A 14,003-nucleotide genomic window follows, 5' to 3' on the forward strand; every position below is an offset into this window, starting at 1 on the left:
TCGATTACACAAAACAACACTCTCTTTCATCTCGCCAGTATTTTTAACACTTTATTGAAAAGTAACGAAATATGGAAAAATACTAGAGAGGCACAAACACCAAGTACGAAAACATTGGATATCAGTAAACCTGAAACATCTCCATCAATTAGTAACGAAATGAATAACAGGATCCCTACAATTAATAATCCACCGGCTATATAGATAAGGAAGTACATGATATATTTTTGAACTTCATTACGAAACTTGATCTTTTCGAAATATATATCTACATAATGCGAATACGGTATTCCTCCAATTATATAAATGGGTATGGAATAAAGGAAATATAGAACGAATAGTGCGTCATAAGGGAAGTACCCAACGTCAGCTTGTTGTTGCGCTGAGGGAGTGTATTCGTAAAAAGCTAAGGATAAAGAAAATACGATGGCGGAAAGTATGGCGACAGTAAGTTTTCTTAGAAATTTCATTTACTTCACCTCTGTTTATGCTATAACATTAAATTTAGTGTGTTGATAATAAAAGGGTACGATGGTGGTTTCGACCCGTTGATCTACGTTGCAGCCGGACGCGTTTAGTGGGCGGGCGGTGAACCTCCCGTCGCCGGCTTCCACTCCGATCAACTGAGCGAGTGCGAATAAACAATGTGCCACAATCAAGCGCCCGATTGCGGTAGATTCCCCTTTTCACACGTGAGTTTTTCTATTTCTGGTGCTGCTATGATTCCTCTCATTTGATGATAGCGTGGCTTAAAATCACTTACCTTTTAAATACTCATTTTTGATTTCATCTCTGGTTTTAATTTTTTTCGATTGAATATCCCAAGAGATTTTCGGAATAATTAAATCACTTATTGTTCTTACTGGAACTTTAAATTGTACAATGTTACAAGGTGATTTTGTTACAGCGGTGTAATCGTTCTTCATAAGTTCTAATATCTTTTTAAAACAATCCAAACGCCTGTTATTTTGGTCAAATAAACTTATAATCCATTCAGCTTCATAATATTGAAAATCTGGAATATCAATTAAATATCGAATTTCTTTTTCTTTAATAACATTTCTTTTTGTGGAATGAATTAAGGAAGCTGGTATATGACTAGACCAATCTCTTGCTGTGGTAACCCTATTTAATTCAGCTTTTTCTTCTTCGCTTATTTCGCAGTAATCAATCTGTAACTCCTTACTTTTTTTCTCAACATTCTTTCGATAGTTCTGGTAAGATGTTCCAAACTCTGCCTGATCACCAATAATATTTAATAAATATGAAGATGAATAAGAAAGCATCGCCTTATACTCTTCATATATATCTGCTTCAACAGTGGCTTTTGGGTTGTCTATTAGACCTTCTTTCTGAATAAACTTATCCAAGCTATGAAGTTGAATTTCATAGCTTTTTATACTATTTACTGAAACAATGATTAAGTGTCGAAGATATTCTATAAAATCTTCCTTTGTATTAAAACTATAATTTTTTAAATTCATAACATTTCCCCCCTCGTAATTCCCCTACTTTAAGAACCTGGCCCGATTGCTTAATAAGCCAACCTCTTATAATTCACTTTAGCATATAATTCCTTTTTTACATCAAAGTTTTTTAGTATTTCAAAATTCCTTTCTAGGAAACCGTTCCATTTATCAAGGCTCAATCATTTAACAATGTAATTAGCAGGGGGAAATAAATTTATGAGCTGCTGTTTAGTTGCCTTTAACGTCAATTCAAAAATAAAAATAGGGACACCGACTCCTGTGCGGATTGCGTCCCAATGTGTTATGCATTTACAGGTTGAACCGGTATCTCCATGAAAACAGCAGGTTACCTATGCCGTTTCACTTTTTCAGCCCGTGGCCAAATGAAGTAGGAGAGTGAGACCACCATATCAAGGCCCACAATGAGCGCCCATAACTTCAGCATTTGAGAGAGTGCTTCCGTTTTATTGGCATCTCCAATGAGGTAAATCATTATAAACAAGAAAACGCCACCGATGATAAATGCTAGTACATGTTGTAACGCACCTTTCACGGAATGGCGTGCATGGGCATATCCTGTTTTCTTCGCTGGTTTTGTGCCTTGTTTCTTGATGTAGTAAAGAAAGCGTTCGTCCGCCCAGCCAATCATACTTTTTCCGAAAGCAATCGATACACCTAGATAAATCGCCGCAATGGCATGAACTTGTGTAGCAACAGCGCCGTTGTACAGATCGGTAGCCGTGACGACTAGCAATAGTAAATCGATGACTGGTGTTAATGCTAGAAAAAATAAGCCGAGCCGTTTTTTGTTGAATACGTATCGTGTAATGAGGCCTGCAAGAATGACGACCCAAAAACCTATTTCACAAGCAATAATCGTCCAAGCAATGAAATCCATGTATTCACCTCTTTTACTAGAGTGATATTGTTTATGTATATACTAGCATAATTATTCTGAATCGTTTGTGATCATGACGCTTTTTGATATCGGAACACCTATCTTCTAGTATATTTCATCACACTAGTTGAAAGCATAAAGAAAATAATAGTGATTAGTAGTAGATACATCACACTGACTAAAGGGGAGATATGCCAACCATTTACTTTGAAAACCACTCCCATATTCAACTGAAAGCTTTCTTTCATTTCAACGGGTGCTTGAGCGAATGCTTCAGTCATTGGAGCGTCCATGAGAATTTGGCGAAGCAAAGCGGCGATATGGGAGATGGGGAAAATGTGAATCATACTTTGTAAGTAGGCAGGTAAAGTGCCGATTGGAATGTAAATGCCGGTAAGGAAGCCGATCAATGTACCAATTACTGTACTAGCTGCAGCAAATGCATGGGAGGTTTTAAAGAAAATGACGAGTAAAGAGGTCATGGAACCAGCAGTCAAAACCGCTAGAAATAGTACGCCAACCGATTGAATGAGTTGTGTGAATGAAAGTAGAGGCTCACCAGTGGCGTAAAGCATAACGTTTGCTACGAGAAGCGTCATGATGCACATAAGAAATCCTATGGAGAGTGAACTGATTATATAGCCACCGAGTAATTGGGGTGGTTTGATGGGCGTCACACGGAAATCTTTATAGGCATTCGTTGCTTGGTCATTTACCATCACACTGAATGCACCTAATGTTGTCGTCACACTCGTCACCGTGATGACACCAGCGATAATCCAAGACAGCAAGAGCCAATGCTTCGCTGGAAAGTCTGGCACTCCATCCGCGATCAAATCGCCAAGAAAGAATACATAGAGTGCAATCAAGATCAAGACAGCTAGCAATGAGAAAAACACTGCAGACTTATCTCGAAAATAGAGCAGTAAATTTCTTTTGGCGAATACTAGCATTGTTTACACATCCTTTCGATCATGAATACGAATAAAGACATCATCCAAACTAGATTTTCGGACTTCAAAAGACGAAATAAGCGATTGGTATGTAGTGAGTATAGGAATGGCTGCTAGCGTATTCGGTAAGTCGATTGTGTATCCGCCAGTTTCTTCTTGATACTGCACATGATCTTGTTGAAAATGTGTGCGCAATGCAATGTGATCGGTCGTCGTAATAAATAAGCGGTCTGCAGAATATTGCTGTTTTAAATCTACCGGAGTTCCTTTGGCAATGATTCGTCCTTCTTTTATGACGATAACGAAATCTGAATTCGCGGCTTCTTCTATATAATGTGTCGTCAGAAAAACGGTCATGCCATGCTCTTTTTGTAAGTGTCCGATCATTTTCCAGATTTGCTGCCGACTTTGTGGATCGAGTCCTGTTGTCGGTTCATCGAGGAGCAAAATTTTGGGTTGGTGGAGGAGGGCACGAGCGATATCGACTCTTCGCTTCTGGCCGCCAGATAATTTGCCGTATCGTCTTTTCAATATTGAATGAATATCCACAATTTCAGCGCAACGCTGTATGGCCGCTAGCCGTTCCTGCTTTGTCATTCCGTACAATTGTGCACGTATATCTAAGTTCTCTTGCACAGACAACAGCGGGTCTAATAAGCTTTCTTGGAATACGACTCCGATCTCTTTCCGAATTACTTCATCCTCTTTGCCAACCGTAAATCCGTTGACCGTTACGGAGCCACTATCAGGTTGAAGTGCGGTTAAAATAATAGATATGACTGTCGATTTGCCAGCGCCGTTCGTTCCAAGAAATGAAAATAGACTTCCTTTTGTTACGTAGAAGCTCATATCATCAACAGCGTTCACATGACCGAACGATTTACTGACATTCTCCACATCAATGATTGTTTGCATCCTGACTCCTCCTCTGCAAGATCATATGATTTATTTTTAACTCATCTGCTTTATTGTTCAAGTAAATTAGTACAATAACAGAACCATACGCAATAAGCCCCACCAATACAGCCGTCACTACGTTATACAACCCGAAAGGATATAAGTTGAAAAATGCACCGGCTACGATCATCACAGTCATGACGCAGCTCACTTCTAACACATACATCAAAATCGGATTCTCTATTGGTAATTGATGTGAAAGAAAAATAAGAATCGTAATGATGATAGAAATGACTAGCATGGAAAGCGTCATGTTTTCTGTCAGTGGAGGGTAGATTCCAAGAAACCGGAATAGTGAATAGACGATCGTGCTGAATGTAAATGCGAAGCAAGCCCCGCTTATATAGAGTAAAAGATGTTTCAACCGCTTCACCTCATCCTAGGAAATGCTTTCGAAATATTTTTGCGTAATGACGATTCACGATGACCAGTTCACCGTTTTCTAAGACGGCTTGAAATCGCCCATTCAATAACGCACGAACACTTTCAATTTTGGATGTATTGACCATCATATGTTTGCTGATCCGCAGAAATCGCGTATCTTTCAATTGATTCTCAAATTCATACAGCCGTAATCCGCTTTCATAGACGTCATCCTGTGTGTATAAAAAGGATGCATTGTCCACTGTTTCGATATAGAGAACCTCACTAGATTGTATCGAATAGACAGCGTCATCTTTTGTAACGGTAAAGCTATACATCATTTGATTGATCTGCTGTATGAGGCGGGATAAGCGCTCATCTACTTCAGGGCATCTGATCGTGATTTCAATCTCCTGAAATTCATTGGATTCTTCAATTTTCAGCTGTATGGTCATCACCTCTATTCATTGTTCATGGCTGAATCGTATCATGGTGATGGAAATCGAACAATGGCTTTTGTGGTGACCTGCATGTAGAGGGGGGTTAGTTACATAAAGAGCTTTTGCTATTCAATTACGTTGCCAGCCTCATTGTTTTAATGCAAAGTAAAGATCACGACATGGAATGTATCAATCGACTGTTGAAAGATAGTCAGTTTCGGTATAATCAAGAGAGAAGAAGCGCGTCAGGTCGCAAAGGAGTGAAGCACGATGCAAAGTTATATCGTTATGCAAGGACGTACATATGATGAAGAGAAAGAATTAGGTGTGCTTTGGTCATTGCAGCAAGACAGTATAGACAATGTTCATCATTTTTGGGAACGGATGAAGGAAGTGCGCGGGGGAGATCGTATCTTTCATTATGTAAAAGGGGATATTGTCGCCATAAGTGTGGCGAAGTCGAGTTACCGCGAGGAGCGAAAGCCGTCTTCGATTCCATTGACAGATAGTGAAGACGCCAAAGGATACTTAGTGGAAGTGGAGTATCATGAACTCGATCAACCGTTGACGATTGCGGATTGTTTCGATGAACTTCTACCGCTATTGCCGATTAAGTATTCTGCATTTCAAGAGAATGGCAATGGAAACCAAGGTTATCTCTTCCCATGCAATGAAGAACTGACGATTAAATTAGTTGAGTTGATTGCAGATTTGAATATTTATGAAATCGATGAAGAACAATTGGAGTTCGTTATGGGCACCGTGCAGAAGACGGAGCATGATTTCCTCATTCCGGTACTTGCTGAAACCGAATCGGAAACGAAAACGAAAGTGCGAATGGGCCATCAGCGCTTCCGCAACGAACTCATGCAATTATGGAATGATCAGTGTGCGCTATGCGATATCGAGCTACCGGAATTATTGCAAGCTAGCTACGCTAAACCTTGGAAAGATTGCACGAACAACGAACGCGTTGATCCGAACAATGGCATCCTACTCTGTCGCAATCATGATGCGCTCTATCAGTACGGTTTCATTGCGTTTGACGGAACTGGCAAGATTCATATTTCATCTAGAATTCTGGAAGAGGATTACGAGAAGTATGGATTGCACAGCAAGATGAGAGTGAATCGAACGGAGAACAACAAGCCATATTTGAAATGGCATAAGAAGCATATGTTTAAGGAATAGAACTTACCGTCATCACCGCACATTCAGTGAGTGGTCGAATATAAGCGCTCGTGTTCCGGTTAAATCACCATACTTCACCGATCGCCTTGCAAAACTTGGTGAGTTTACCCTCTTTTTGTAGTATGATGCATAGAGAGTGTGAATTCGATAACATATTGTGCGGAGGTACGACATGAATTATGGTGATCCGTTAAAAAATAAAGACATAGAACGAGATACGACAATTTATAATAGTGAAGGTTTTGACAGACGAGGGTTTAACAAGTTTGGTTATGATCGTCACGGCTTTAATGAACAAGGATTTAATGCCAGTGGTTTTGATAAGTATGGCTTTGATGCACAAGGCTTTGACAAAAATGGCTATAATAATCAAGGGTATGACAAAGAAGGATTTAAGGCAACGGGCTATAATAAAGCGGGCTTTGATCGAACGGGTTATGATCGTTATGGTTATGATGCAGAAGGTTATAATAAAAGTGGTTATAACGTCCAAGGCTATGACAAAGAAGGCTATAAAGCGGATGGTTTCAACCGCCAAGGCTTTCACAAGAATGGCTATAACAGAGACGGTTATGATGTCCATGGCTTCAACCGTGCGGGTTTCAATAAACAAGGCTATGACAAATACGGTTTCAATAAATACGGTGTCAGTGCCCAAGGTTATGGGACGGATGGATTTAATAAGCTAGGTTATGATAAGAACGGTTTTAATCGTCAAGGCTATACTAAATTCGGCTATGACAAAAGAGGGTTCAATCGTGATCGCAAGCATATGAACGGTACAATGTATGACGGCAAAGGCTTTGATTTTCAAGGCGTTCATCTAAATAATAGTCCATTCGATGATCACGGCTTTGATCAAGCGGGCTTTGATGCAGACGGCTATAATAAAAGAGGATACAATCGCGAAGGTTTTACACGCGATGGCGCCCATATTAGTGAAAAGACGTATGATGCAGAAGGTTATGATCAGCACGGTTACAATCGAGATGGCTTTGACCGAGCAGGATACGATGCATCGGGCTTAAATTCGCTGGGCTATGATTCGGAAGGCTATGATGCACAAGGTTTCAATAAACATAGCATGGATCGTGAAGGCTATAATCGAGACGGATTTAATAAAGCAGGCGTCGATCGGGAAGGTTTCGGGAAGAATGGACGAAATCGCCAAGGCTATGATAAAAAAGGTTTTAATTTGCAAGGTTATGATAAGAACGGTTTTAATAAAGAAGGCTATAACCGATTCGGCTATGATCGATATGGTTTTAATCGGGATGGCAAACATGCCAATGGTACGAAGTATGATACAAAAGGGTTCGACTGCAACGGCTTCACCCCACAAGGACTCCACCGAAATGGAACGGACCGGGATGATCAAGGCTATGATAAGTCTGGCTATGATGCGGATCGATATGACCGAAAAGGTTTCAATAAACTCGGCTACGATCGAAATGGTTATGATAAATATGGCTATGATAAATCAGGTTTTCGAGCGGATTCGAAGTAAAAGAATCTTATATTATATGGGGAACATCTAGAAAGTTTAAAGTAACCCTTTGACTTTCTAGGTGTTTTTTATTGGGAGTTATGCAGGTTGAAAGAATTATATTTTCTATTGTGAATAGTGGGATGATGTTCATAGACGATGCATTGTGTATCATACTTACCATTTTGCTGTTTGCACTTGTTTCGTATTAAATTAAGAGGGAGTATATATTCCGTTTCAATTTATGAATCTGTGTAGAGCTAGTTGCAAAGGCGTAGTTGAAGAATAATCAGGACCATACAATCGGTAGATTTAATATGTTTCGGTTGTGTATTATCTGCAATACTTTTACATGGAGATGACAGCATAACACTTAGCAAGTATGTAGTGGCTATCTTGTTGTGTTGATGACGTAGAGAAAAGAGAAGTAAAGACAGTTGGTGTCGAGTGTAATAATAGATAAAAAAATACCCCCATGTTCTTTGAGGTCGCTGAAAAACTTACGTTTTTTTCAAAGTATAGTTTTTTGATCTATTCTCATTCTTTATCGCTCAGTAACTTGATAATCCGTTTTAGGTTAACCGCAAATATGGTGGTGGCACCTTGTATCTCCATGCCAAATAAGCCCGCCGATTTGGCCGTTTTGTAGCCATGCGGATGTTTCAATTCACTATTCTTTGCTTCAATTTTATACCGATTCTTCGCAAGTTGTTTAAATTCATCAGTCTCTTGAAAGGCGGCTTGTTCTTCATGTTCAAGTGATTTGACGGTCACACTGTATGTTTTGCTTTTTGCCCCTTCCTTATAACACCCTTCACGCATCGGACAAACTTTACATTTTTCGATATCGAAATAATGGGTGGAACTCTGATTTTTATTCTGATTTTTCTTTCCTGTCCGTGCCTTTCGAATCGCCATGTGCCCAGCTGGACACACAAACATTCCTGCATCTTTATTGTAATCGAATTCTATTTTTCGTTGTCCACTACCGCTTGTAATAACGGTATTTAACTTGGATATTAATTGGAGCCCTTCTGTTTTGGCGTATTGTAAGTTGTCTTTTCCGGAATACGCTGCGTCACCCAGAACGGTTTCAATTTCCATGCCTGCCTCTTTACTTTTTTCAATTAATTCTTGAAGATATTGCCCGTCACTTTTTTCGCCTGTCGTCACAATCGCCGCGGTAATAATTCGTTCGTCGCTCATCGCAATATGCGTTTTAAAACCAAAGAAAGCGGAGTCAGCCGACTTATGTCCAACTCGTGCATCTGGGTCATTGGAGTAACCCCATTGGTTTTCATAATCATCAATCACTTCTTTTAAGACATTGACTCTTTCTTTAACGGCTGGGATTTGTGCGACCTTTGATTGTGTCTCGACCACTTCAACCACTTGACGACAGTACTGTAATTCTTCTTCAATTTCATTTGAGGTAGGTTTCTCAGGAAATTTCCCGACCATTTCTTCTTCCAGTTGATAGACTGATTTCCGCACATTTTTTGATTTTTCCTGCAGGAACTCCTTGGGTGATTTTTGATTGTAGCGTGCTTGGGTATGGGTTGCATCCACCATGATCATTTTACTGAGGAGGAGCCCTTTTTCGACTGCGATTTCCACTGTTTTATTGATGAGTAGATCCAATAGGTGTAGATCCTGTAAGCGAAGTCGACGAAATTTTGTCAGAGAACTCGAATTCATGACGTCCTCTTCTGGCGTCATATCCAAAAAATATTTAAAGGACATATCGTACTTTGAGCGCTCTACAAGGTCGGCATCGGATAAGTCATAAATTGATTTGAGTAGTAAATATTTGAACATCCGAATCGGGTGAATGGCATTGCGACCGTTTTCTAAACAATATTTTGATTGAAGTTCGTCTAAGACAAATGAAAAGTCTACGAGTTCATTGATCTGTCTGAGCAGATGATCTTTCGGGATCAGCACATCATACAGCGCCATATAAGGACTTAAATTGAGCGTTTCTTGTTTGGAAATCATGGTCGCACCACCTCGAATTAGTTCCTTTTATTGTACTATGGAAAACAGATGGAGAGAACAGAAAAGCGACTGTGCATACGGATTTCCGTTCGCACAGTCGCTTTTCTTCTTTTATTGGACTTTTTCAGCGGCCTCTGTTCTTTGGGGGTACTTATCAAGATATTGTTTTTAGTCAATCAAATCTGCTTTCTAAGTCTTCTAAACAAATCCATTCCATAGGTTTTATAAAATACGTATTAAAAGGATTTTTGAAACGATTTTTAAATATTACTTTCGATATTCCTGATTGATTCAAGATCTTAGTGCAGTTATCACAAGGTTCCAATGTCACATAAGCAATAGCACCTTTTAAATCATCTTTATTAGAAACATTCAATACTGCATTCGTCTCAGCGTGAATTTGCCTCATACAACGGCCGTCCTCAGACATGATGTGCCCAGCCTCGCTACAAGGTTTATACTCTGGAATCGTCGCATTCCAGCCTGAAGAAATAATAGCACCGTCTTTCACAATGACACAGCCAACGTGAAGAAGATCACAAGTAGCATGTACAGCAACTTGTTCTGCTTCATTGATAAATTGCATATCTCGTTCTGTAATCAATTACAACGTTCCCCTCTAAAGTTCATCTCATTTAAGAATAAGATTTATGTTTCTTTAAATACTCCACGAGACTTGACTCATTAAGAATATTTACCATTACTTCTGGCATTTTTGCACCCTGATAAGATTCATTATTCGCATGATTTTTCACGGTGCCTTCTTGAACATTGACTTCAATCATATCCCCTTTATTAATTTTGAAATCTTTTAGTTCAACTAAAGGCAGGCCGATATTTATAGCGTTCCGGAAGAAGATTCTTGCGAAAGATTCAGCAATTACGACGGAAATACCAGCCGTCTTCAAGGCCAATGGTGCTTGTTCGCGTGATGAGCCACATCCAAAATTTTCTCCGGCAACTAGAATATCTCCTTTTTGAACAATTTTGTGGAATTCAGGATCTACATCCTCTAATACATGATCAGCGAGTTTTTGCATATCTAATGTTTTCGTATATTTGCCAGGAATGATTCGATCTGTATCAATATTATCACCGTATACATGTGCTATTCCTTTTAAATTCATAATAATGAATACCTCCTTAGTTAGTTGCTGCAGGATTTACGATTTTTCCATTTAAAGCTGCCATTGCGACGAAGGCAGGAGATCCCAAATAAACATTTGAATTCCTATTCCCCATTCTACCTTGGAAGTTACGGTTTGTAGAAGAAGCTACATTTTCAGCATTTCCCGGAATTCCCTGGTGCGTACCTACGCATGGTCCGCATCCTGAAGGTAGGAATGTTGCCCCTGCTGCAGAAAGTGTTTCTACTGTACCGTCTGCGAGTGCTTCTTGAAACACTTGTCTTGAAGCAGGTGCAATAATTAATCGAACTTTTGGATGTACTTTTTTGTCTTTCAAGATTTCAGCGGCTGCTTGTAAATCTTCTAGTCTTCCATTTGTACAGCTTCCAATAAATGCTTGTTGAATCGGTATATCCAATAACTCTGAAATTCCTTTAACGTTATCCGGTGAATGTGGCACTGCAATTTGTGGTTCCAGTTGTGAAACATCAAATTCTAAAACCTGAGAGTACACTGCATCTACATCTGGGATGACTGCTACATATTCGTATGGAAGATCTAATCCTTTCAAGTCGACAAATCCTGCTTTTGCTCCCATTTCAATGACCATATTGGACATTGTCAATCGGCTGTCTAGGCTCATCACTTCAATTGCTTCGCCTGTAAATTCTATCGCTTGATAAGTTGCACCTTGAATTCCGATTTTACCTACAATATGTAAGATTAAATCCTTTGCAACTACACCATCAGGTAATTTTCCATTTAGAATAATTTTGATTGTTTCTGGAACTTTAAGCCATGTCTGCCCTGTCAGCATCGCACCGGCTAAATCAGTAGAACCAACGCCTGTAGCAAAAGCACCGACAGCTCCATATGTGCATGTGTGTGAATCTGCTCCTAAAACAAGGTCTCCTGGTTTTACGTGATGATTGTCAATAATAAGCTGATGACAAATCCCATCACCGACGTCATAAAGTTTCACATTCTGTTTTTCAGCGAAGTCGCGAATCAGGTCATGTAGAACAGCAATTCCTTCATTTGGAGCAGGAGATGCATGATCAATAACCAGTACCATCTTTTCATTATCCCAAACTTTCGTTCCACCCATATTTTCAAATGCCTTAATCGTCAGTGGACCTGTAGTGTCAGTAGCCATCACTAGATCGACATCGACGATAGCTATATCCCCGACAATTGGTTCTTGCTTAGAATGATTGGAAATGATTTTTTGAATAATAGTTTTCCCCATAATTAATCCCACGCCCTTCTTGTAGTAAGTATTATCATAATTTAATACTTTAACATTTAAAAAATGTATCGCTTTTCACGCGTTCCACATTGTGGAACGTGTTCTAAAATGTTTATACATATATACTAATGAAAAGGAGTATGAATTGTCAAATAATTTTTTTAGATAATAAGATATTAAATTGTCTTTAGAAATACATTTCTTATAAGAGCGAGAATGACATAAATATAGCTTTAATAAATTTTATATTAGATATGTGTAAGCTAACCGCCACTTAACTTTTAAAAACTCCCATTTTTTAGTTTTAAACAAGAAATTTATAGGTCTATTTATGTGTACTGGAATATACGAAGCACTTGGAAAAGATGATTAAATGTTTTTTATATGATGGTTTTACCATTTTTTTAATTGTCAGAACTTTATATTGACTTTATAAAATAAAAGATGCTAAGATGTCACTATATTTAAAACGCGTTCCACATTGTGAATTAGGAGGTGTTTGAATTAAAATATTTACAGACAGTAGCTAAGTATGCCAATTCATTTACTCTCGAAGATATTCCTAAGGCTGTGAACTTGAAAGCAAAGCTGATCATCCTAGATTCACTTGGTGTGATTGTAGTTGGTAATAACAATGCACGAGAGTCTGAACCGTCAAAAGTTTCAAATGCATTTGCAAGTTTTGAGTTACCGAATTCCGTTGAAAAAGGATATGTGATTGGAACCAATAAGGTTACAGACTATAAAACAGCAGCCCTGTTGAACGGTATTGCATTGGTAGCTGAAGAGTTGGACGAAGGTAATCAATTCGCTAAAGGCCATCCAGCTTGTCATTTTTTTTCGGGTTTACTTTCGCTGACTTCCCAAAACAACAGGTCTGGTAAAGAGTTTTTAGAATCTTTTATAGTAAATTATGAAATAGGCGCGAGGATGGGGGCAGCTGTAAAACAGAAAGAATCCATTCATCCACACGGTAATTGGGGCATTTTTGCAAACGGTTTCAGTGTTGGAAAGTTATTAGGATGGAAAAATACCGAAGAGTATATTCAAGCGGCTATGTTGAGTACTAGTCTTAGTATGCCAACCTTATGGCAGTCGATTTCGGAAGGGCACCAAGTTCGTAATGTGATCGTCGGTCTAAATAATTTACATATGGTTTTATTGCCGAGCTTGGTCGCAGCTGGTTTCAGCGCTACTAATCTTACACCTAAGATATTGTTTGAAGAAGTTCTCGCTGACGGTTTTGTAAGTGCTTTCCTTGATAAAGATTTGGGGAACATCTATTACTTAGAGAAAACCTATTTTAAGTTTTATCCATATTGTAGATTCTGTCATTCTTCAATAGACGCGGCAATCAGTTTAGTAGGAAATACGTCATTGGATGATATTAAACGTATCGATATCAAAACATATAAGTCGGCAGCTAAGCTAAAAGCGCAAGAAGTGCAAAACGATTTTGAAGGTAAGTTTTCCATTCCTTTCTCTGTAGCAAGTGAGCTATTAAATAAACAGAACCCTTTAATAGATGAAACCAGTAAGAAACAACAAATCAAAGATCTAATGCGGAAAGTATTTGTAGTGGAGGATGAAGACCTAACAGCGTTACTTCCTACTGAAAGATATACTGCGATGAACATAGAGTTTTGGGATCAAGAATCGAGAAGTATAGTTCTAAATAGAGCAACTGGAGATCCTGATGAAGAAAATCTTGAACGGAAAGTGTTGGAGAAATTCAAAAGAAATGTCTTACCTCTATTAGGAATTGAACGTACGCAACAAATTATTGATTCTATCTATAGTTTGGAAAAAATTAATGATTTTAATGCATTTTTAAAACTATTTCAACGAACTACTTCAGAATGAGAAATGAGG

At 38.8% G+C, this 14,003-nt stretch carries 14 protein-coding genes; 3 read left to right on the plus strand and 11 right to left on the minus strand.

All coding sequences use genetic code 11. The features are described from left to right. Positions 1–26 precede the first annotated feature (26 nt). The 7 genes from CSV68_RS08810 to CSV68_RS08840 form a co-directional block, all read right to left on the minus strand. Positions 27–470 carry a hypothetical protein gene (locus CSV68_RS08810; RefSeq protein WP_099661932.1) on the minus strand — a complete coding sequence of 148 codons (444 nt, stop codon included), beginning with the start codon at positions 468–470 and terminating at the stop codon, positions 27–29. Positions 471–755: 285 nt separating this feature from the next. Beyond that, complete coding sequence (locus CSV68_RS08815; protein ID WP_099661933.1) at positions 756–1,484, minus strand: hypothetical protein; 729 nt, start codon at positions 1,482–1,484, stop codon at positions 756–758. A gap of 331 nt (positions 1,485–1,815) precedes the next feature. After that, positions 1,816–2,367 (minus strand): hypothetical protein, encoded by a 552-nt coding sequence (locus CSV68_RS08820; RefSeq protein WP_099661934.1) that lies wholly within the window; start codon positions 2,365–2,367, stop codon positions 1,816–1,818. A 98-nt stretch (positions 2,368–2,465) separates the two neighbouring features. Then, on the minus strand, positions 2,466–3,320 hold the full coding sequence (locus tag CSV68_RS08825; protein WP_099661935.1) for an ABC transporter permease: 855 nt from the start codon (positions 3,318–3,320) through the stop codon (positions 2,466–2,468). Between the two features lie 3 nt (positions 3,321–3,323). Then, the gene (locus CSV68_RS08830) at positions 3,324–4,235 is read right to left on the minus strand and encodes an ABC transporter ATP-binding protein (RefSeq protein WP_099661936.1); all 912 of its coding nucleotides are present in this window, start codon (positions 4,233–4,235) and stop codon (positions 3,324–3,326) included. Next, complete coding sequence (locus CSV68_RS08835) at positions 4,219–4,641, minus strand: DUF3021 family protein (RefSeq protein WP_099661937.1); 423 nt, start codon at positions 4,639–4,641, stop codon at positions 4,219–4,221. Before CSV68_RS08835 ends, CSV68_RS08830 begins: the two co-directional genes overlap by 17 nt. Positions 4,642–4,651: 10 nt before the next feature. Further along, positions 4,652–5,095, minus strand: coding sequence for a LytTR family DNA-binding domain-containing protein (locus tag CSV68_RS08840; protein ID WP_099661938.1), 444 nt, complete (start codon positions 5,093–5,095; stop codon positions 4,652–4,654). A 255-nt stretch (positions 5,096–5,350) separates the two neighbouring features. On the opposite strand from CSV68_RS08840, the gene CSV68_RS08845 reads away from it, so the two are divergent. Together CSV68_RS08845 and CSV68_RS17315 are read left to right on the plus strand one after the other, a co-directional pair. Continuing rightward, entirely contained in the window at positions 5,351–6,271 is a 921-nt protein-coding gene (locus CSV68_RS08845; protein ID WP_099661939.1) for an HNH endonuclease, read from the plus strand. Positions 6,272–6,443: 172 nt separating this feature from the next. After that, on the plus strand, positions 6,444–7,778 hold the full coding sequence (locus tag CSV68_RS17315) for a hypothetical protein (protein ID WP_099634564.1): 1,335 nt from the start codon (positions 6,444–6,446) through the stop codon (positions 7,776–7,778). 516 nt (positions 7,779–8,294) lie between these two features. Here CSV68_RS17315 and CSV68_RS08860 read toward each other — a convergent pair. The 4 genes from CSV68_RS08860 to CSV68_RS08875 form a co-directional block, all read right to left on the minus strand. After that, positions 8,295–9,755 (minus strand): IS1182 family transposase, encoded by a 1,461-nt coding sequence (locus tag CSV68_RS08860; RefSeq protein WP_099661940.1) that lies wholly within the window; start codon positions 9,753–9,755, stop codon positions 8,295–8,297. Positions 9,756–9,927: 172 nt separating this feature from the next. Further along, on the minus strand, positions 9,928–10,359 hold the full coding sequence (locus tag CSV68_RS08865; protein ID WP_099661941.1) for a deoxycytidylate deaminase: 432 nt from the start codon (positions 10,357–10,359) through the stop codon (positions 9,928–9,930). 31 nt (positions 10,360–10,390) lie between these two features. Then, positions 10,391–10,882 carry a 3-isopropylmalate dehydratase small subunit gene (locus CSV68_RS08870; protein WP_099661942.1) on the minus strand — a complete coding sequence of 164 codons (492 nt, stop codon included), beginning with the start codon at positions 10,880–10,882 and terminating at the stop codon, positions 10,391–10,393. 16 nt (positions 10,883–10,898) lie between these two features. Then, complete coding sequence (locus tag CSV68_RS08875; protein ID WP_099661943.1) at positions 10,899–12,131, minus strand: 3-isopropylmalate dehydratase large subunit; 1,233 nt, start codon at positions 12,129–12,131, stop codon at positions 10,899–10,901. Between the two features lie 495 nt (positions 12,132–12,626). On the opposite strand from CSV68_RS08875, the gene CSV68_RS08880 reads away from it, so the two are divergent. Continuing rightward, a complete protein-coding gene (locus CSV68_RS08880) occupies positions 12,627–13,994 on the plus strand; it encodes an MmgE/PrpD family protein (protein WP_099661944.1) in 1,368 nt (455 codons plus the stop codon). The last annotated feature ends 9 nt before the right edge of the window (positions 13,995–14,003 follow it).

Origin of the sequence: Sporosarcina sp. P29, assembly GCF_002743265.1 — a bacterium.
Taxonomy (GTDB): domain Bacteria; phylum Bacillota; class Bacilli; order Bacillales_A; family Planococcaceae; genus Sporosarcina.